Consider the following 19,788-nt stretch of genomic DNA (forward strand, 5'->3'; position numbering starts at 1 on the left):
AAATTCCTACCCAATCGCTCCACGTAACAGCGGCATGCCTTCGACGCCGAGATCGACCTCGACGAGCCGGCCTGTCATCGCCGCGCCGGTGACGTCGAAAGGACCCATGTCGCAGCAGAACAGTTTGCCGCCCTTGCCGAAGGCGCAGTTGAGGATCGTGCCACCGACCTCCAGGAAGTCGACCGGCGTGCCGTCCTTGCGGATATGGTCGACGCCGCCCGAGGCAACGGTCGTGATCCAGAAGTCGCCATTGGCGTCGATCTTCAGACCGTCCGGGATATGGCCGTCGGGCAGGGTGTGTATGACGGTCTTCTTGCCGTCGGGGGTGCGGCGCACGACCCGCAGCGTGTAGGATTCGACCCAGACGATCGATCCGTCGGGCTCGGCGACGATGCCGTTCGGATAGACGAAGTCGAGTTCCTCAAGGATTTTTGCCACGCCGTTCTTCTCGATCACCACGATACGGCCGGGATGCGGTTTTTCGGCAGGGTTCCAGTCGCCGGAATCGGTGAAGTAGAGTTTTCCGTCCGGGCCGAAGGTAAGGTCGTTCGGCCCGTCGAATTTCTTACCGTCGGCTTCGGTCACCAGCACCTCCACCCTGCCGTTCGCAAGAGTCTTCTGGATCGAAGGTGGGCGGTGCACCGGCGCGACCCAGGCGCCGACATTCGGTGTCTGGGTGGAGTAGACCGCGCCGTCGGTGCCGAGCATGCAGGCGTTCGGACCACCGCCGACAAAGGCATATTGCCCCTGCGTGTCCGTCTTCGGATCCCAGAAGCCGATCTCGCTGGCATAGGTATTGGCGAAGATCACGCGTCCGTCGTCGAGCTCGTAGGGGCCTTCAGGATGGCCCAGGCCCGTCGCGCGGGTTCGTGTCGGCTTCTTCATGATCTCCTCCCCATGGTCCTCAACTCCGTCTCACCAATTGACCGTTCCGCCGGTGAAATTTACCGCTTGGCCGGTCATGTAGGCCGCCTCGTCGGACAGCAGGAACTGGATCAGGCCGGCGCATTCGTCGGCGCTGGCGCCGCGGCCGAGTGGCACCGCCTTCTTGCGCTGCGCGTCGAGTTCGGCCGCTGTGATGCCGCGCTTCCTCGCCACGCCCGCCAGGAAGTTATCCTGCATCTCGGTATCGACAATGCCCGGACAGATGGCGTTGACCCGCACGGGCCGGTCGGCAAGCGCATAGGCAAACGAGCGGGTGATCGACAGAATCGTCGTCTTGGATGCCGCATATGCCGCGACGTCTGTCGAGGTCGCCAGTTTTGCCGAACTCGACGAGAGGTTGACGATGGCGCCGCCTGGCCTGAGGCGCGGTCCTATGCCCTGGCACAGGAAGAAGACCGCTTCGGCGTTGACGGTCTGGATGGAGCGCCATTCCTCGACCGTGACTTCGAGGATCGGCTTCACCCGCAGCATGCCGGCCGAGTTGACGAGATAGTCGAAGCCTTCCGCCTCGCGAGACAGTGCCTCGCGCTGGGCTTGGTCGGCAAGGTCGGCCGATCTGGTCCGGCAACCCTGCCGCGCAAGGTCTTCGAGTCCGTTTTCATCGATGTCGACCGCGAGCACATGGATGCCTTCGGCACGCAGGCGACGCGCCACGGCCTTGCCGATACCGCGCGCGGCCCCAGTCACCACCGCCCTCTTGCCGTCGTTGCCAGAACCCATCGACCTCACCCACGCGCACTCGCGCTGACGCCGTCGCGCTCCGGGCGTCGGCCTCGGGGCAGGGCGTCTCGACGGCCGCCGGCCCTCCCGAGGCGGCGGTCGGACAAACTATATTGAAACGTTCCCATGAAGCGCAAGTGAAATTGTTCGCGCCGCTCGGCATGAGGCAAAACCAGTTTCCTTCGAAGCCGGAAGGCAGCGATGAGGCAGAGCGATCGCCGGTATTTTTCGAGGCGCAGATTAAGACCCAGTCGCTCCATTCGCCCGGACGCACTGTCGCAAATAACGGATCAAACCATTGTGCGATGCGGCCAGGCTCGTTTTTCCTGGCGCAGCCAAGGGCGAGGCGGTGCCCGCGACTCCCGGTGAGCATCGGGCGGCCGCGATCAGCGGCGGCCGGCCGGACTTTCATGCGCGAAGCCGGTTTGCATCGCCTGCGCCTTATCGTTCGATCAAACGCTTCCTACTCCGCGAGCGTCTTGAAAAGGTGCAAAAGCGCCGCTACTAATTGAAACGATATCATGACGGGACGTCCGAAGAGCCTCGTATTGGAGACAACATGGCGGGATTCAGGATCGCGGTAATCGAAGGCGACGGCATCGGCAAGGAGGTGGTGCCGGAAGGCATCCGCGTCGTCGAGGCGGCCGCGAGGGCGTTCGGCATCGGTGTTTTCTGGGACCATCTCGACTGGGGCTGCGACCACCACGCGCGGTTTGGCCGGATGATGCCCGAAAACGGGCTCGACCGCATAGCCGGGCACGATGCGATCTTCCTCGGCGCGGTCGGCTGGCCGACCGTGTCGGATTGGGAAGCGCTGTGGACTCTGCTGATGCCGATCCGCCGCAACTTTCAGCAATATGTGAACCTGCGGCCGGTGCGGCTGTTCGACGGCGTGCCGTCGCCGCTCGCCAATCCTGGCGCCATCGACTTCTACATCGTGCGCGAGAACAATGAGGGCGAGTATTCCGAGATCGGGGGGCGGCTCTATCCCGGGACAGATCAGGAGATGGCAACGCAAAACACCATCCTGACCCGCCACGGCTGCGATCGCGTCATGCGCTTTGCCTTTGAGCTTGCGGCCAGGCGCAAGAAGAAACTTACCTCCGCTACAAAATCCAACGGCATCATCCACACCATGCCGTTCTGGGACGAACGGTTCCGGGCGGTCGCACAGGACTATCCCGACATCGCCACCGAGCAGTATCATATCGATATCCTGACCGCGCATTTCGTGCGCCGGCCCTCGAGCTTCGACGTGGTGGTGGCGAGCAACCTGTTCGGCGATATCCTGTCCGATCTCGGCCCGGCGGTGACCGGTACGATCGGCATCGCGCCCTCCGGCAATCTCAACCCGGAGCGGCGTTTTCCCTCGATGTTCGAGCCGGTGCATGGCTCGGCGCCAGACATCGCCGGCCAGAACATCGCCAACCCGATCGGCCAGATCTGGTCCGGCGCGATGATGCTGGAGCATCTCGGCGCGACGGAAGCTGCCGCGGCGATCGTCGCGGCGATCGAGCGCGTGCTCGCCTCCGGCGAAAACCTCACTCGCGACATGGGCGGCACCGCCTCGACCACCGCGCTGGGGCAGGCGATCGCCGACGCGGTGTCCAAGCATCCGGCACGGAGAGCGGCCCATGGCTGAACTCGCCTTCGTCGACACGCATTTCCATCTGCATGACATGAAGCATCCGGCGCTGCGCTACGGATGGCTGGAACCGGAGGCCGTGCACGGCTTTCTGCCCGATACCGATCCGCTGAAGGCGCAACGCTACCGTATCAAGGACTATCTCGCGGAGATCCGTTTCGCCAATGTGCCGAAGGCGATCCACGTGCAGGCAGCAGTGAACACGCCGGACCCGGTCGATGAGACGCGCTGGCTGCAGGCCTTTGCCGACGAGACCGGCTATCCCCACGGCATCGTCGCGGAGTGCCATCTTGCCCGTCCCGACGCGGCGAAGGTTCTGGACGAGCACCTCGAATTCGCCAATGTGCGCGGCATCCGCAATTTCGGCGAGGGCAATTATCTCATCGATCGGGCTTGGCTGCGCGGTTTCGCCGAACTCGAGGCGCGCGATCTCGTCTACTGCCTGGACACGCGCATCGAGCGGGCAGACGACGTGCTGGGCCTCGCCAAGACCTTCCCCGGTATCGTGATCTGCGTCGACCATTGCGCCATCCCGACGCAGCGCGACGATGCCTACTTCCGGCGCTGGCGGGCGGCCATCGACACGATGGCGAAGGCGCCGAACGTCGTCATGAAGATCTCCGGCCTGGGCATGGGCGATCCGTTGTGGACCGTCTCCTCGATCCGCCCCTATGTGCTGGGCAGTATCGAGGCCTTCGGCTCGGACCGAGTCGTCTTCGGCACAAATTGGCCGGTCGACCGCATGTTCAGCTCTTACCCCGACGTCATCAACGCCTATGCCGAGATCATTTCCGGCTTCCCGCATGCCGAGCAGGTGAAGATGGCCTCCAGCAATGCCGAACGCATTTTCAGGATCTGACCCATGCCGCAAATGAACGATGCCGTCACGCCGGTCATGGTTGGGGTCCACCATGTCGGCCTCACCGTTGCCAACCGGGATGCCGCGCTGAAGTTCTGGGAAGGCTTTTTGGGCAAGCCAGCGCGCTGGGCCACGACGCTCGACCGGCCCTATCTCGGAAAGATCGTCGGCATGCCGGGGGTCCGGATCGAGGCGGCCTTCATCGACCTGCCTGGCGGCGTGGTGGTCGAACTGCTCGACTACCAGGTCGCCGACCGCTCGCCCAATCCGGATCGCACGTCGAACCCCGGCAATGCGCATCTCTGCATCAGGGTCGACGACGCGGCGGCGAGCTGGCGCAAGGCCATTGCGTGTGGCGCGCGGCCGCTGACGCCCGACGGTCCCGTCGACATAGACGGGGGCCCGAATGTCGGCGCGCGCGGGGCCTATCTGCGCATCCATGACGGGATCACGCTGGAGATCTTCCAGCCGCCGCCACAAGGGAAATCGCCATGATCAAGCGCGTCAGCTTCCTGCGCCGCAAGGACGGCATGAGCGAGGACGAGTTCTTCGCGCATTGGACCGGTCCGCATGCCGACATCGTCAGGCAGATGCCGGGCGTGCGCGGGTTGCGCTTCGGCCGCGTGCAGAGCTGGACGCCGGAAGAGGCGCGCTGGGACGGCATCGGCGAATTGTGGTTCGACAGCGTCGAGGTAGCGCACGCGGCTTTCGCCACCGAGCCGTTCAAATCGCTGCTGGCGGCGGACCGTCCAAAATTTACGCGCGAAATCCAGGCCTGCTTCGTCGAGGAGAAGACCGTGGTGCAGCCGCCGGACGGGCGCTGACGATTTCGGAGAGCGGCCATGCCTTTCGATCTGAATGCGGGGCTCAAGGGCAAGCACGTGTTGCTGACGGGCGCGGCCGGCGGCATCGGGCGCGAGGTGGCGCTGGCGTTCGCAGGAGCAGGCGCAAGCGTGGCGGCGGTCGACATCGATCAGCAGCGCGCTGACGCCGTCGTCGCCGAAATGGAGGGCGGCCCGCATCTGGCGATCGGCTACGATCTGAAGCCGGTCGTCGGCCACGCGCCGCTGGTCGAGCGCGTCGTGAAGGCGTTCGGCCGGCTCGACGTGCTGGTGCAGACGGCGGCCGTGCTGGTGCGTCGGCCGACGATCTTCGACGTCTCCGAAGCCGACTGGGACTTTCAGCACGACGTCAATCTCAAGGCGAGTTTTTTCCTGGCGCAGGCCGCCGCGCGGCAGATGGCGGAGCGGGGCGAGGGCGGGCGGATCATCAATTTCACCTCGCAGGGGTTCTGGAGCGGCGGCTTCGGCGGATCGGTGGCCTATGCCGCGACCAAGGGCGGCATCGTCTCGATGACCCGTGGCATGGCGCGCTCGCTGGCCAAGCAGAAGATTACCGTGAACGCGGTTTCGCCGGGTGCTGCCGACACCGCGATGATGCGCAGCGGCATGGACGAGGCCGCGCTGGCCGGCGTGACCGCGCAGATTCCGCTGGGCTACATGGCCCATCCCTCCGAACTCGCGGGCGCGGTGCTGTTTCTTGCTTCCGACCATGCCGGCTACATCACCGGCGCCACGATCAACGTGTCCGGGGGCTGGCTGATGTATTGAGGAGGGTGGCATGCCTGGTGAGTTCTCGGGCAAGGTCGCGGCTGTCACCGGCGCGGGGCGTGGCATCGGCGACGCCATCGCCGCTCGCCTGATCGCGGAGGGAGCAAAAGTCTTTTCGTTCGACCTGAACGATCCCGATGAGGCGCGGGACGGCGTGACTTACCTGAAGGTCAATGTGGCGGACCCGGGCAGCGTCGAGGAAGCCTTCGGCAGCATCGACAGCGAGGCCGGCCAGATCGACGTCCTGGTCAACAATGCCGGCGTCCAGCGTGTCGCGCTCGCAGAGAACATGCGGCCGGAAGACTGGCATCTGGTCCTGAATACCCATCTCACGGGCATGCACCTGTGCTGCGCGCAGGCTATCCGGCGCATGCGGGCGCAGGGCAGGGGCGGTGCGATCGTCAGCATCGCTTCGGTCGCCGGCATCGTCGGCATCCCCGGACGTGGCCCCTACAGTGCCGCAAAGGCAGGCATCGAAAGCCTGACCCGCGTCTACGCCACCGAGACCGCGGCCGCGAACATCCGCGTCAACGCGGTCGCGCCCGGCTCGACCCGCACGAAACTGATCGAACAGGGGTTGAAGGATGGTTCCATACGCGGCGACTGGCAGATCGAACGCATTCCGATGGGCCGGCTCGCCGAGCCGTGGGAGATCGCCGATCCGGTCGTCTATCTCGCCAGCGACAGGGCAAGCTACATCACCGGCCAGACGCTGGTGGTCGACGGCGGCTGGACGGTGCAAGGAATGGTGCACATTGCCGATTGGCTGAACCCGGCTCTACCGTCCTCGGTCAGGTGACGGATCGGCCGGGGTCAATAGCTACAAGCCAACCCCGGCGATGCCCGTCGAGGCTTTCACCCGCGAGGCGGGGCGCAGGAGCGGCCGAGGATAAGCCGGGTCGGAAAGGTGACGCGGCGAGGCGGCAGGGTTTCGTTGCCGGCCAGACGCTCGAGCAGGAGTTGGGCCGCCGTGCGCCCGGTATCGGCCATGTCCCGGTCGATCAGGGTGATCGGGCCGGGGTAGAGCCGCGACAGATCGGTCTGGTCGCAGGAAACTAGCGAGATATCGCCGGGGAAGGAGACCGAAAGCTCCTGAAGGGCGCGCAGCACGCCGACCAGCGTGCGGTTTCCGCCGGCGATGATCGCGGTCGGCCGCTCGCGCGCCTGCAGCATCGCCAGCGTCTCGCGGAAACCGTATTCGGCGGAAAGGCTGTGGGAGCGGATCAGGTCGCGCGGCAGCGGCACGCCCAGCCGCTCGAAAGTCTCGGTGAAGCCGCGCACACGCTCGCGGCCAGGTCTGATGTCGGGGCCGGCGGTGATCAGCGCGATGCGCCGGTGGCCGAGCCCGATCAGGTATTCCGTTGCCTGGGCCATGCCGGCGGCGTGGTTGGGAAGCACGGCGTCGAGTGGCAGCGGTACGTCGCGGTCGAGCAGGACCGATGGAACGCGCAGCGCCTCCAGCCGCTTCAGTGTGACCGGATCGCGTTCGCTGTTGATGGTCATCAATATGCCGTCGGCGCGGCCGCGCTGCAGCATCTCGACCGCATCGGCTTCTTGCCGCGCGCGCCCGTCGGTGTTGACGAGGTAGAGCGAAAAACCCTGCTCGCGGAACGTCGCATCGGCGGCCTTGAACAATTCGGCATGCACCGGATTGGCGATGTCGTCGACGATGAAGCCGATCGTCAGCGTGTTCTTGCGACGCATGTTCTGCGCGCGGGAGTCCGGCCGGAAATCGAGCGAACTGATCGCGGCGCGCACCTTCGCCAGCGTTTCGGGACGGACGAGGTCGGGAGCATTCAGGCTGCGCGACACCGTGCCGACCGAGACGCCGGAAACTCTTGCAACGTCCCTGATGGTGGCTGGCTTTTCCCTCGCGATCGACAAAGCTCGCTTCCATGTCGCCGGGTCTTGCCTGGCCGGCCCGGCGAATGTCCTCCGGCCACGATTTAGGCGGTACCTTGAACCCGCATCAACTGCAACGCCGCCACACAAGCTGTCCGCCGAAAAATACGGTTTACCCGCTCCGTGGCCGTCAAACCCGGTACTTATCGATGACCGCCCTGTCCATTTCGATGCCGAAACCTGCACCCTGCGGAACCGCATAGTAGCCGTTGTCGAATTTCGAGCGATTGGCGACCAGCGCGTAGAACATCGGGTCGCGGTCGCGGTGGAATGTCTCCAGATAAGTCCCGTTGGGCACCGAGGCGAGCAGATGCGCCGAGATTTGCGGCTCCTCGTGATGGCCCATCTGCACGGAAAAACCTTGGGCGATGGCCGCGACGCGGCGCCATTCGGTCGGCCCGCCGCCCCAACTCGCATCGAAGTTGCATACGTCGATTGCGCCATCCATCATCAGGTCGCGGCAGCCGGCGCGCGAGATCTCGCTCTGGCCGGCGCAGATCGGAATACCGGTCAGCGAGCGGGCGGCGGCAAGGTCGAGCCTGTCGTTCTGCCAGTGCACGGGCTCCTCGAACCAGCGGATGTTCAGTTCCTCCGCGTGGCGTGAAAATTCGACCGCCTGGCGCAGGCTCCAGCCCTGGTTGGCATCGACAATCATGACAAAATCGTCGCCTACAGCCAAGCGGCCGGCGCGAACGCGCTCGGCATCCTCCTTCGGAGTGCGGCCGCCGACCTTGAACTTGCAGCCGGCGTAGCCGTCCTTGCGGATCTGCTCCATCTCGCGGCCGAAATCGGCCAGCGTCTTGCCTTCCTCGTAATAGCCGGCGATGCAGATCACCGGCAGTCTTTCGGCATAGCCTCCCCACAATTTGTAGAGCGGCGCATCCAGCGCCTTGCCGACGGCGTCCCAGATGACGCTGTCGACGCATGCCTGCGCACACATGGCGAGCTTGCGGTCGCGCAGGATGTTGGTCGAGGGTTTGCGCATCTTTTCCCAGCAGCCTTCGACGTTGAAGGCGTCCATGCCAATCAGCAGCGGCTGGATCTCGTCGAGGATGATTTTCACCACCTCGGCCTGGGTCTCGAACTCGTCGCCATTGTAGATTTCGCCGACGATGCCGGCGCTGGTGTAGAGGCGCGTGATGATCGTGCAGCGATGCGTCATGAAATAGTTGCTGCCTCGAAATGTGCGAGGCAACGGCATCGACAGCGGAATGCACTCGATCCGCTCGATCTTCAGTTTCGGAACCATGGGCTGCTCGTCGAAGGCTGCATATTGAAACGTTTCAACGATAATCATGGCCCTGCGCCAAGGTCAAGGGCGTTCGCATGGTTCATGCTGAAACCCTGGGCTCTGCACGGAAAATCTTTGGATTGTACAGCGCCGACAAGGGCTAGCGTTGTCCAGAAACGTCGTGCGGTTCCTTTGTGATGGTGCAGAGCGAGCGGTGTCGGGCGGAGTCGCTCGCGGCGTCACGTATTGTTTGCGGAACCGTTTCAGGCCTGTCGCGTCGCCGCCGATAGCCGTCGCAAAAGCGAACGCCCGCCCGCGTCTCGCCGCGCAGGCTTGTGCAGCTTCAGGCCGCTGGGCGGATCATTCCCTCGGCGGCGGCGCCACCGAGGCGCGCGAGATCAGCGTCGGCGCGACGTCGACCACCACGTCCTTGGGCTCGCGGCCCTCGATCATCGCATGCAGTTCCTCAACAGCCAGCGTGCCCATCTCGTCGAGCGGCATGGCGATGGCCGTCAGGGGCGGCGCGGAATAGTTGGCGTCCTCGAAGTCGAGCGTGACCATCGACACGTCGTCGGGCACGCGCACGCCGCTGCTGCGCGCCGCCGCCAGCGCGCTGATGCCGACCACGAGGTTGGAGGCGAAGATGCCGGTCGGCCGCGGTTTCGCGGCGAGCAGTTTCAGGCACGCCTCATAGCCACCGCGCCGCGAATAGGGACCGACGGCGTCGACCACCGGCGGCAGGCCCGCCTCCCTGGCGACGGCAAGGAAGCCAGCGCGGCGCCGCCGCGCCGTGTCCATCTCGTCGGAATCGCCGATGAAGCCGAGCCGCGTGTGCCCGGCCGCGATCAGCGTATGCGCGGCCAACCGCGCCGCCGCCTCGTCGTCCACCGTGACGCTGCGACCGATGGTGGCGCGGCGGTTGACGAAGACATGCGGCACCGGCTGCGCGTCAATCGCCGCGATCAGATCGTTCTGCGCAGCGACGGCGATGATAAAACCGTCGATGCGGCGCTCCGCCACCAGCTTGGCGTAGATCGAGGCCGAGGCCGCATCGTCCTGCGCCTCGGCGACGAGGGTGACGTAGCCCAGCGCCTCGGCCCGGCGCACCGCACCGCGGATCGTCGCCGCATAGATCGGGTTGGTCAGGTCGGGAAGCAGCACGCCGAGCGCGCCGGTGCGCCGTGTGCGCAGGTTGCGGGCAAGCGCGTGCGGCCGGTAGTTCAGCCGCGCCGCCTCGTCGAGGATCGCCTTGCGCGTCTCCGGGCGCACACTGATGCCGCCGCCATTGACGACCTTCGACGCCGTCGAGATGTCGACGCCGATGGCCATGGCGATGTCCTTCAGCGTGGCGGGCCGGGGACGCGGCGGTTCTGTCAAGCACGCGCCTCCTGATAGCGGGCAAGCAATTGGGCATCTGGATTGTATCGATAGCAGCGCGAGGTCAAGCCGCCATCGACCGCCAGCGACTGTCCGGTGACGAAGGACGCCTCGTCGGAGAGCAGCCACGCCACCGCCGCGGCCACCTCCTCCGGCTCGCCGATGCGCTCCAGCGGATGCTGGATCGACATCTCGCGCTCGGCGATCACCGGGTCCGGGCTCTCGCGGATCACCTGGCTGACCAGCGGCGTGCGGATGGCGCCCGGCGCCACCGCATTGGCGCGGATGCCGACCGGCCCGTATTCGACGGCGATGTAGCGGGTCAGCGCGTCGATGCCTGCCTTGGCGCAGTCATAGGCCGCCCACATGTTGAAGGCGGAGCGGCCATGGACTGACGAGACGTTGACGATGGCGCCGACGCGGCGCTGCCGCACCCAGGTGGAGATCGCCTCCGACGATCCCCAGAAGTGCGACATCAAATTGACTTTCATCAGCCGCTCGACCTCGGGCTCCTTCGGCTCGTGCAGGTTGCCCATCAGCGCAATGCCGACATTGTTCACCCAGCCGGTCAGCGGCGCCAGCGTCTCGGCCTTCTCCCGAGCGGCGGCGAGCACTGCCCGTTCGGAAGCGTCGCCGATCATCACATGGTGGCCGGCGCCGAGATCTGCGCCGGTTCTGCCGCCGGTTTCGGGGTTGAGTTCGAGCCCGACCACGCTCCATCCATCGACCGCCAGCCGCAGCGCGATGGCCCGGCCGATGCCCGTGCCGCAGCCGGTGACGACGACGCTTTTGCTTGCCATGACGATCCCTCCAGGTTTTTCGGCCCGTCCCGTCAGGGCCGGCGGCCACCTAGATAAAACCCGATCTGGGAGATTAGGCAATGGTTTGACCAATTCGGACGGGAAAAGAATCGTCATCGGCCTTCATTTTCCGCGAAATCCCTTGAAATCGATATCATGATGGAACTCAAACGATTGACTAAGCGGCGAGGTCCCAGTTAGTCTTGCTGCAAGCCGACGGAACGAGCTTGGCGTTACAGAACCGGGAGGAAGAGATGGACGACAGCGGAAAAGGCGGTCTTCGGGACTTGTTGACGGGCGTGGCGGCCGACCGGCGCAAGCTGCTCAAGGGAGCTGCGGCGCTCGGCCTGTCTGCGGCGTTGGCCGGCCGCTTCGGCACGGGCGACGCCTGGGCAGCCGACTTCGACTGGAAGAAGCATGCGGGTACAAAACTCTCGATCCTGATGACCGGCGACGAGAACGATCACCGTGCGCTGGCCGACATGCTACCGAAATTCACCGAAGAGACCGGCATGGAACTGGAGATCACCTCGCCGGCGCTGGGCGCGCTGATCGAGAAGACGTTGCAGAACCTCAAGGCCGACAAATCCTCCTTTGAACTGATCGAATATCTCGGCTTCCTCACCACCCAGCAGGTCGGCGGCGGTTATTACGAACAGCTCAACGCCTATATCGACGACCCGGCCAAGACGCCTCCCGACTGGGACATCGCCGACTTCCTTCCCCCGGCCATGGCCAATGTCGGCATTTTCGACATGGCGACCGGCACCGTCGGCCAGGGCAAGGACATCTACGGCATTCCCGGCCTGCATTCGGGGTCGGTAATCTATTTCTACCGAAAAGACCTGTTCGAGGCTGCGGGCCTGAAGCCCGCGACCACTTGGGACGAGTTCAAAGCGGCGGCGGAAAAGCTGCACAGCGACGACGTCGCCGGCTGCTCGTTCATCGGCGCCAACGATTTCTCGCTGGCCGCGGTCGACTGGTACACGCGCTTCATCACCACCGGCGGCAAGCTGATGAGCGGCTCGCCGAAGGAAAAGAATTTCAAGCCGCAGGTCAATTCGCCGGAAGGCATCGGCGCCCTGCAGATGCTGATCGACCTCCTGCCGTATGCACCGAAGAACGTCACCAAATACGGCTTCGCCGAAAACGTCGACGGCTTCTCGACCGGCAAGATCGCCCAGATGATCTTCTGGTCGACGATCGCCGGCCCGATCCTCAACGGCGAAAACTCGATGGTGGCCGACAAGACCGGCACCGGCCCCGTGCCGGCAAAACCCGGCGAGACGCCGCGCGCCATCCAGGGCGGCTGGGGCATGGCCATTCCGAAGAATGCCGATCCGGCCAAGAAGGACGCCGCCTGGCTGGCGCTGACCTGGATGACCAGCAAGGAGTTCAACAAGTACGAGGTGGAAAAATACCAGATCGACGCCAGCCGTACCTCGGCCTTCACCGATCCCGACCTCGTCGCCAAGCTGCCGTACCTGCCGGATGCGCTGAAGGCGGCCTCGACCGCCGAGATCATCCCGACCTCGCTCATCCCGGAATTCTTCCAGTTGAATGACATGATGAATGTCGAGTTCAACGCAGCGCTGATCGGCACGCAGGATGCCAAGACCGCTTGCGAGAAGGTCCAGAAGCAGTGGGAAGACGCATTGCGCAAGGCAGGGCATCTCGCCTGAGCGGGAAAAATTCGGCGGGGGCCCGAAGCATGAGCGCCGTAAGTGCCGCTCGGCAACCGGTCGCGGTCATCGAAGGCCGCGACCGGCCGGCGCTGACCGCGTGGCTGCTGCTCGGTCCCTGCGTTCTCTACCTTGTGGCCTTCTCGATCTATCCGCTGTTTTACTCCCTGCGGCTGTCCTTCACCGACCTGACGGCCGCAACCGGCACCGGTAATTTTGTCGGGCTCGCCAACTATTACACGCTGCTCACCGATCCGCTGTTCTGGAACGCGGCGATGAACAGCGCGATCATGGTGACGGCGGCCGTCGCGCTGCAGGTGGTGCTCGGCGTGGCGCTGGCGCTGTTCTTCGACCTCGACCTCAAGGGCGCCTGGATCGTGCGCGGCATTCTGCTTTTGCCGATGCTGATCACGCCGATCGTCGTGGGCGTCATGTGGCGGGCGCTGCTCAACCCGGACTGGGGCATGGTCGACTGGACCATCTCGGCCATAGGCCTGACACCGCCCGACTGGCTGGGCTCGGTCGGCATGGCGATGGTGACGCTCATCCTCGTCGACACCTGGCAATGGACGCCCTTCGTCTTCATCATCGTGTTCGCTCGCCTGCAGGGCCTGCCGCGCGAGATTTTTGAAGCAGCGGAAGTGGACGGCGCCGGGCCGATCGTCAAATTCCGCCGCGTCGTCCTGCCGATGCTGATGCCGGCGATCGTCTTTGCCGCCGTGTTCCGGGCGGTCGACGCCTTCCGCTCCTTCGACCTGATCTACGGCCTGTCCTATGGCGGGCCGGCGCGCGGCACCACGACGCTGGCGTTCTTCTCGTTCCAGAACGGGTTCCAGTTCCAGAACTACGGCTATGCGGCGGCAGTCGCCTATTCGATGCTGATCATCATCGCGGTGGGCACGACCATCCTGCTGCGCTACGTGCAGCTTCGGCCGGGACAGGCGCGATGAAACCCGCCCGCGTCATCGCCTATCTCGGATTGATCGCGCTTGGCATCATCGGCGCCGCGCCGTTCCTCTACCTCGCCATCCTTTCCACCAAGAAGAGGATAGAAATCGTCGCGCAGGTGCCGCCGACGCTGAACTTCAGTTGGGCACAGATCACCAAGAATTATTCCGAGGTGCTGTTCAGCCAGGGCATGCTGTCCTTCACCCTGAACTCGATCATCGTCGTCGGCCTGTCGACGCTGATCGCGCTGGTCATCGGCACGCCCGCCGCCTACGCCTTCTCGCGGCTTAAGTTCGCCGGCAGCGACCGAATGGCCAGCACCATCCTGTCGATGCGTTTCATGCCGCCGATCGCGGTGGCAATCCCGCTGTTCCTGACCGTCAAGGCGATCGGCCTGACGAACAGCTATGCCGGCCTCATCCTGCCCTACGTCTCGTTCTCGCTGCCGCTGGTGGTCTGGATCCTGATCGGCTTCTTCGACGAGGTGCCGCAAGAAATCGACGAAGCGGCGATGATCGATGGCGCGACGCGCATCCAGACGTTGTGGCGGGTCATCCTGCCCATCGTTCGGCCCGGCATGGTGACGGCCGCGCTGTTCGGCGCGCTGTTTACCTGGAACGAGTTCCTGGTCGCCCTCTACGTCATCGATTCGCGAGCCTTGCAAACCATCTCGCTCGGCGCCGCCACGCTGGTCAGCGCACAGCGGCCGATCGACTGGAACATAGCGGCCACCGTCGGCGTCGTCACCGTCGTACCCATCCTCATCTTCTCGCTTTTCATCCAGCGCTACATCGTGCGCGGCCTGACCGCAGGAGCCGTCAAATGACCGATTTTGGGAAGCCCCAACTTATGGCCGAGGGGCTTGGCTGGCCGGAAGGACCGACGCTGCAGAAGGACGGCAGCGTGGTCTTCGTCGAGAGTTATTGCAGCCAGCTTTCGGTTTTCCAGGACGGCAAGGTCAGCCGCCTCGCCTATACGGCCGGCGCGCCGAATTCGTGCGTCGTCGGCGCCAAGGGCGAACTCTATGTCTGCCAGAACGGCGGCACGGTCGGGCCCTGGCGCGCGGCGGAAATGAGCGTGCCGTCGATCCAGCGCGTCCAGCCGGGCGGCAGGGCGGTCATCCTTGTCACCGAGGTCGAAGGCATCAAGCTCAACGGCCCGAACGACCTCGTCTTCGGCGCCGACGGCCACCTCTATTTCACCGATCCCGGCACCTACAATCCAGCCAATCCCGATCCGAGCTACATCTTTGCCATCGCGCCGGACGGCACGCCCCGCGTCGTCGTCGCCTTCGAGAATCCGGTATTCCCCAATGGGCTCGCGGTCGAGGCGGACGGCTCGGTGGTCTGGGACGAATCCTACACTGGCCATGTCCGCCGCCGCCGCCCGAACGGAAAAATCGAGGATCTCGGAAAGATGCCGGGCGACAACCCGATCCTCGACGGCATGAAGATCGGCGCCGACGGACGGCTCTACGTCACCGATCTGGTCGGCAAGGGTATCCATGTCGTCCAGCCGAACGGCAAGGTCGACGCCTTCATCGAGGTCGGCGGCGCGCCGACCAACTGCATCTTCTCCGGCGAGACATTGTGGGTGACGGACGCTACCGTGCTGGCGGCAAGCGACAAGCCCAATCTCGGCGGCCAACTGTGGAAGCTGACGGTTCCCGGCGGCGGTGCGCCGACGGCGGCCGGCAGCATCGCGGGAGGCAGGTGAGATGGCGGGTCGCGCGCCATTCCCCGGCTATTTACCGAGGTTTCGGCAAGACAGATCCTTAGGTCCAGACCCAGACAAGCCTGCGATAGCAGCGGACGCGCCACCGGCCACGGCGCCAATAGCGGCGGCAGACCCTTCTCCAGACGCGCCGCCTACGCCGACGGCGACGCCGCCAATACTGGACCGGCTCCAACTCTGCCTGAGTTTCTTCATTCTCGGAATAGTCGGCAGCCGGCGCGTCCAGCTCGTCGAGAATACCGCCTCTGGCTTGCGGAACACCGGCTAGCGTGGTGCCTGAGCGAAGTGAACCTGCAAGGACGGCCGCCCCTGCGATGCCAAACAGTCCGGTCAGAAATAATCGACGATCCATCGAAACCTCCGATCTGTTGACCAGCCAGATGAGTTCAACACGAAGAGATGGCGGAGTCGATGCGAAAAGGCTGCGCGCCATCGTGCTCGGCGCAGGCGTCCCGAAGGACGGACGGTGCGAAGACCAAAAGTCAGATTCGGAGGTATGATATGGCTGCTCGTGAACCATTTCCCGGCGTTTCGCACAAAGGCAAGGTCGCGTTTGTGACCGGCGGCGGCTCTGGCATCGGCCTGGAGACGACCCTCACGCTGGCCGACCTCGGCGCCGACGTCGCCATCCTCGACTGGACGCCCGGCGCTGCCGACCAGGCGGCCGAGGAAGTCCGCAGGACCGGACGGCGGGCGCTGGCCGTCACCGGCGACACGGGCGACGAAAGGACAGTGGTCGACGCCTTCGCGGTGACGCTGGAAAAACTCGGACCGGTCGATGTCGCCGTTGCCTGCGCCGGCGTGCTCGGCGCGGGCGGCCCGGTGTTCGACACGCCTGTCGCGGATTTCGAGCAGGTGATGGGCGTCAACGTGCGCGGCTCGTTCCTCGTCGTGCGCGAGGCGGCAAAACAGATGCGGCCGAAAAAATCCGGCGCCATAGTCTTGCTCTCCAGCCTCGACGGGTTGCAGGCCGAGCACGGCATGTTCTCCTACTGCGTCTCGAAGGGTGCGCTGCTCAACATGGCGCGCGCCGCGGCCCTCGACCTGGCGCGCGACCGCGTGACGGTCAACTGCGTCTGCCCGAGCGTTACCAAAACGCCGCTGCTCGACGGCCGTCTGGCTACAATCCCCAACGGCGCGGAAATCCTGCAATCCTATGCCGACCGTCATCCGCTTGGCCGCGTGCTGTCGCCGCGCGACATCGCGGCGGCGATCGCTTTCGTCACCTCGCAGGTGGCGACCGGCATCACCGGCGCGGCCATTCCCGTCGATGCCGGCATCGGCGCCACTTGGGACGATTTCAAGACGCCGGCCTGGGCGCAGTAGCTGCCCTCCTTGGTCAAAGCGGCAGTATCTCCGAGCGCTTGACCTGCTTCAGCGCAAAGCTGCTTTCGATCGACGCGACATTGTCGAGCCGCGTCAGCTTGTCTTTCAGGAATTCCTCATAGGCGTCGAGATCGCGCACGACGATGCGCAGCAGGTAGTCGCGCTGGCCGGTCATCAAATAGCAGTCCAGCACCTCCGGCCACCGCGTCACCGCCTGCGAGAAGCGATCAAGATCTTCCTCACGCTGCCGCTCCAGCTTGATCGAGGCGAAGGCGCTGATTGGCAGGCCGGCTTTCTTCTGGTCGATGACGGCGGTGTAGCCCTTGATGATGCCGGCCTGTTCCAGCAGCCGCACCCGCCGCGCGCAAGGCGAGGCGGAAAGGCCGACCTTGTCGGCGAGTTCCTGGGTGGTGATCTTGCCGTCCGCCTGGATGGCGGCAATGATCTTCCGGTCGATCTCGTCCAGGTTACGCATTGGTGGCTTTTCCCCCTTTGTCAGGCCATGTTAGCTGAATTCACCAATCCTGCTCGCCCTAAAGGTCAAGATTGGTCGCAATCCGCAATCTGTTTTTGGTAACGTCGTCGCCTCTTTCGGGGAGGCATTGATGAACAGGCAGGATCTCGACGCACTCGTCGCGCTGGAACGCAAGGTGCTGTGGCTGGCGACCTGGATGATCCACAACGCCAATCATCTGCGTGACAGCGACGACGGGCTCAAGGTCGGCGGACACCAGGCGTCCTCGGCCTCGCTGGCGACCATCATGACGGCGCTCTACTTTTCAGCGTTGCGCCCAGAGGATCGCGTCGCGGTGAAGCCGCATGCCAGCCCGATCTTCCATGCCATCCAGTACCTGCTGGGCAACCAGAACCTCGAAAAGCTCCAGAATTTCCGTGGGTATCAAGGGGCGCAATCCTACCCGTCGCGGACCAAGGATGCCGACGACGTCGATTTCTCCACCGGCTCCGTCGGTCTCGGCGTGGCGCAGACGCTGTTTTCGGCGCTGGCACAGGACTATGTGCGCGCAAAAGGCTGGGGGCTCGAGCGGCCGGAAGGCAAGATGGTGGCGCTGATCGGCGACGCCGAGATGGACGAAGGCAACATTTTTGAGGCGCTGCTCGAAGGCTGGAAGCACGGGGTGCGCAACACCTGGTGGGTGGTCGACTATAACAGACAAAGCCTCGACGCCGTGGTGCGCGAGGGCCTGTGGGCGCGCTTCGAGGCGATCTTCCGCAATTTCGGCTGGGACGTCGTCATCCTCAAACACGGTGAGCTGCAGCGGCAAGCCTTCGCCGAGCCGGGCGGCGAAAGGCTTCGCAAATGGATCGACGCCTGCCCGAACCAGCTCTATTCGGCGCTGACCTTCCAGGGCGGTGCGGCGTGGCGCAAGCGGCTGCTCGACGATCTCGGCGACCAGGGGCCGGTGTCGCGGCTGATCGAAAAGCGCAGCGACGAAGAACTGGCGCGGCTGATGGGCAATCTCGGCGGCCACGACCTGCCGTCCATTCTCGACGCCTTCGAGCAGGCCCGAAAACACGACCGCCCGACCTGCTTTATCGCCTATACCATCAAAGGATTCGGTCTGCCGCTCGCCGGACACAAGGACAACCATGCCGGGCTGATGACACCGGCGCAGGTAGAGGCGCTGCGCAAGGCGATGAGCGTCCGCGAGGGGCGCGAATGGGAGCCGTTCGAGGGGCTCGGTCTTCCAGAAGGAGAACTCAAACGCTTCCTGTCCGCGGTGCCGTTCGTTCAAGCTGGCAGGCGACGCCATTCGGCCTCGCCCGTTCCGGTGCCGGACGAGCTTGCAATCTCGCCGCAGCCGACGATGTCGACGCAGCAGGGTTTCGGCCTGTTGATGCACGAGATCGGCAAGGGCGACACGGTGCTCGCCGAGCGCATCGTCACCACCTCGCCGGACGTGACCGTGTCGACCAATCTCGGCGCCTGGGTCAACCGGCGCGGGCTGTTCGCCCGCGAGGAACTCGCGGATGTCTTCAAGGCCGAACGCATTCCTTCGACCTACAATTGGAATTTCTCGCCGAAAGGCCAGCATATGGAACTCGGCATCGCGGAGATGAACCTGTTCATCGTGCTGTCGGCGCTCGGCCTGTCGCATTCGATCTTCGGCGAAAGGCTGTTGCCGGTCGGCACGCTCTACGACCCGTTCATCGAGCGCGGCCTCGATGCGCTGAACTACGCCTGCTATCAGGATGCGCGTTTTATCCTCGCGGCGACTCCCTCCGGCGTGACGCTGGCGCCGGAAGGCGGCGCGCACCAGTCGATCGCCACGCCGCTGATCGGCATGGCGCAGGACGGGCTGGCAAGTTTCGAACCGGCCTATGTGGATGAACTTGCGACGATCCTGCGCTGGTCGTTCGACTACATGCAGCGTTCCGGCGAGGCCGAGCCCGATGCGCGCAGTTGGTTGCGGGATCTGACGGGCGGCTCCGTTTATCTGCGTCTTTCTACCCGCTCGATCGAGCAGCCGAAGCGGGCGATCACGCCGGACCTCGCCCAAGACATGATCGACGGCGCCTACTGGATGCGCCGGCCGGGTCCGAACGCGCAAATCGTGGTGGCCTACACCGGGGCGGTCGCGCCGGAGGCCATCGAGGCGGTCGGGCTTATGGCTGAGGATCGGCGTGACGTCGGCCTGCTGGCCGTCACCTCCGCCGACCGGCTGAACGCCGGCTGGACAGCCGCGTCGCGGGCGCGCGAGCAGGGGGCTTCCCAGGCGCTGAGCCATATCGAGCGCTTGCTGCTCGGCGTGCCGCCGCATTGCGCCCTGGTTACGGTGCTGGATGGACACCCGGCCACACTCGCCTGGCTGGGCTCGGTCATGGGCCACCGCACGCGCTCGCTCGGCGTCGAGCATTTTGGGCAGACCGGCACCATCGCCGATCTCTACCGCCATTTCGGCATCGACGCGCGCGGTATTGCAACGGCGGCGCAGGCGGTGGCGCCGGGCCGGCCGATCCGGCATCTCCGGGCGGTATGAGCCCGCAGAC

The 19,788-nt window shown here is 64.9% G+C and carries 19 protein-coding genes; 12 read left to right on the forward strand and 7 right to left on the reverse strand.

Annotated elements, in window-relative coordinates; genetic code table 11:
* Window positions 1-6: 6 nt before the first annotated feature.
* Together RB623_RS04195 and RB623_RS04200 are read right to left on the reverse strand one after the other, a co-directional pair.
* Window positions 7-885 (reverse strand): SMP-30/gluconolactonase/LRE family protein, encoded by an 879-nt coding sequence (locus RB623_RS04195; RefSeq protein ID WP_308055511.1) that lies wholly within the window; start codon window positions 883-885, stop codon window positions 7-9.
* Between the two features lie 30 nt (window positions 886-915).
* Window positions 916-1,665, reverse strand: a complete 750-nt coding sequence (locus RB623_RS04200; RefSeq protein WP_308055512.1) for an SDR family oxidoreductase — start codon at window positions 1,663-1,665, stop codon at window positions 916-918.
* A 559-nt stretch (window positions 1,666-2,224) separates the two neighbouring features.
* Between RB623_RS04200 and RB623_RS04205 the strand changes: the two genes are divergently transcribed.
* Genes RB623_RS04205 through RB623_RS04230 form a run of 6 tightly spaced genes read left to right on the forward strand, consistent with a single transcriptional unit; the run spans window position 2,225 to window position 6,578 of the window.
* Entirely contained in the window at window positions 2,225-3,307 is a 1,083-nt protein-coding gene (locus RB623_RS04205) for a tartrate dehydrogenase (protein WP_308055513.1), read from the forward strand.
* Window positions 3,300-4,169, forward strand: coding sequence for an amidohydrolase family protein (locus RB623_RS04210; RefSeq protein WP_308055514.1), 870 nt, complete (start codon window positions 3,300-3,302; stop codon window positions 4,167-4,169). The genes RB623_RS04205 and RB623_RS04210 overlap by 8 nt, the downstream gene beginning before the upstream one ends.
* A 3-nt stretch (window positions 4,170-4,172) precedes the next feature.
* The gene (locus tag RB623_RS04215; RefSeq protein ID WP_308055515.1) at window positions 4,173-4,664 is read left to right on the forward strand and encodes a VOC family protein; all 492 of its coding nucleotides are present in this window, start codon (window positions 4,173-4,175) and stop codon (window positions 4,662-4,664) included.
* Complete coding sequence (locus tag RB623_RS04220) at window positions 4,661-4,993, forward strand: EthD domain-containing protein (protein ID WP_308055516.1); 333 nt, start codon at window positions 4,661-4,663, stop codon at window positions 4,991-4,993. Before RB623_RS04215 ends, RB623_RS04220 begins: the two co-directional genes overlap by 4 nt.
* 18 nt (window positions 4,994-5,011) lie before the next feature.
* Window positions 5,012-5,779: an SDR family NAD(P)-dependent oxidoreductase gene (locus RB623_RS04225; RefSeq protein WP_308055517.1), complete on the forward strand. Its 768-nt coding sequence runs from the start codon at window positions 5,012-5,014 to the stop codon at window positions 5,777-5,779.
* Between the two features lie 10 nt (window positions 5,780-5,789).
* A complete protein-coding gene (locus tag RB623_RS04230; RefSeq protein ID WP_308055518.1) occupies window positions 5,790-6,578 on the forward strand; it encodes an SDR family NAD(P)-dependent oxidoreductase in 789 nt (262 codons plus the stop codon).
* A gap of 56 nt (window positions 6,579-6,634) precedes the next feature.
* On the opposite strand, the gene RB623_RS04235 is transcribed toward RB623_RS04230, so the two are convergent.
* The 4 genes from RB623_RS04235 to RB623_RS04250 all read right to left on the reverse strand — a co-directional run bounded on the left by RB623_RS04235 (window position 6,635) and on the right by RB623_RS04250 (window position 11,089).
* Window positions 6,635-7,663 carry a substrate-binding domain-containing protein gene (locus RB623_RS04235; protein ID WP_308055519.1) on the reverse strand — a complete coding sequence of 343 codons (1,029 nt, stop codon included), beginning with the start codon at window positions 7,661-7,663 and terminating at the stop codon, window positions 6,635-6,637.
* A gap of 148 nt (window positions 7,664-7,811) precedes the next feature.
* The gene (locus RB623_RS04240) at window positions 7,812-8,978 is read right to left on the reverse strand and encodes a mandelate racemase/muconate lactonizing enzyme family protein (protein ID WP_308055520.1); all 1,167 of its coding nucleotides are present in this window, start codon (window positions 8,976-8,978) and stop codon (window positions 7,812-7,814) included.
* 294 nt (window positions 8,979-9,272) lie between these two features.
* Window positions 9,273-10,289, reverse strand: a complete 1,017-nt coding sequence (locus RB623_RS04245; RefSeq protein WP_308055521.1) for a LacI family DNA-binding transcriptional regulator — start codon at window positions 10,287-10,289, stop codon at window positions 9,273-9,275.
* On the reverse strand, window positions 10,286-11,089 hold the full coding sequence (locus tag RB623_RS04250) for an SDR family oxidoreductase (protein WP_308055522.1): 804 nt from the start codon (window positions 11,087-11,089) through the stop codon (window positions 10,286-10,288). The genes RB623_RS04245 and RB623_RS04250 overlap by 4 nt, the downstream gene beginning before the upstream one ends.
* Window positions 11,090-11,343: 254 nt before the next feature.
* Between RB623_RS04250 and RB623_RS04255 the strand changes: the two genes are divergently transcribed.
* The 5 genes from RB623_RS04255 to RB623_RS04275 all read left to right on the forward strand — a co-directional run bounded on the left by RB623_RS04255 (window position 11,344) and on the right by RB623_RS04275 (window position 16,779).
* Entirely contained in the window at window positions 11,344-12,771 is a 1,428-nt protein-coding gene (locus RB623_RS04255) for an extracellular solute-binding protein (protein WP_308055523.1), read from the forward strand.
* A gap of 29 nt (window positions 12,772-12,800) precedes the next feature.
* Window positions 12,801-13,721, forward strand: a complete 921-nt coding sequence (locus tag RB623_RS04260) for a sugar ABC transporter permease (RefSeq protein ID WP_308055524.1) — start codon at window positions 12,801-12,803, stop codon at window positions 13,719-13,721.
* A complete protein-coding gene (locus RB623_RS04265; RefSeq protein WP_308055525.1) occupies window positions 13,718-14,545 on the forward strand; it encodes a carbohydrate ABC transporter permease in 828 nt (275 codons plus the stop codon). Before RB623_RS04260 ends, RB623_RS04265 begins: the two co-directional genes overlap by 4 nt.
* The gene (locus RB623_RS04270) at window positions 14,542-15,435 is read left to right on the forward strand and encodes an SMP-30/gluconolactonase/LRE family protein (RefSeq protein WP_308055526.1); all 894 of its coding nucleotides are present in this window, start codon (window positions 14,542-14,544) and stop codon (window positions 15,433-15,435) included. Before RB623_RS04265 ends, RB623_RS04270 begins: the two co-directional genes overlap by 4 nt.
* Window positions 15,436-15,954: 519 nt before the next feature.
* A complete protein-coding gene (locus RB623_RS04275) occupies window positions 15,955-16,779 on the forward strand; it encodes an SDR family oxidoreductase (protein ID WP_308055527.1) in 825 nt (274 codons plus the stop codon).
* A gap of 13 nt (window positions 16,780-16,792) precedes the next feature.
* On the opposite strand, the gene RB623_RS04280 is transcribed toward RB623_RS04275, so the two are convergent.
* The gene (locus RB623_RS04280) at window positions 16,793-17,254 is read right to left on the reverse strand and encodes an Lrp/AsnC family transcriptional regulator (RefSeq protein ID WP_308055528.1); all 462 of its coding nucleotides are present in this window, start codon (window positions 17,252-17,254) and stop codon (window positions 16,793-16,795) included.
* Window positions 17,255-17,384: 130 nt separating this feature from the next.
* On the opposite strand from RB623_RS04280, the gene RB623_RS04285 reads away from it, so the two are divergent.
* The gene (locus RB623_RS04285; RefSeq protein WP_308055529.1) at window positions 17,385-19,778 is read left to right on the forward strand and encodes a transketolase; all 2,394 of its coding nucleotides are present in this window, start codon (window positions 17,385-17,387) and stop codon (window positions 19,776-19,778) included.
* Window positions 19,779-19,788: the final 10 nt, after the last annotated feature.

The sequence above is a fragment of the Mesorhizobium sp. LHD-90 genome, assembly GCF_030929505.1.
In the GTDB taxonomy this organism is placed as follows: Bacteria; Pseudomonadota; Alphaproteobacteria; order Rhizobiales; family Rhizobiaceae; genus Kumtagia.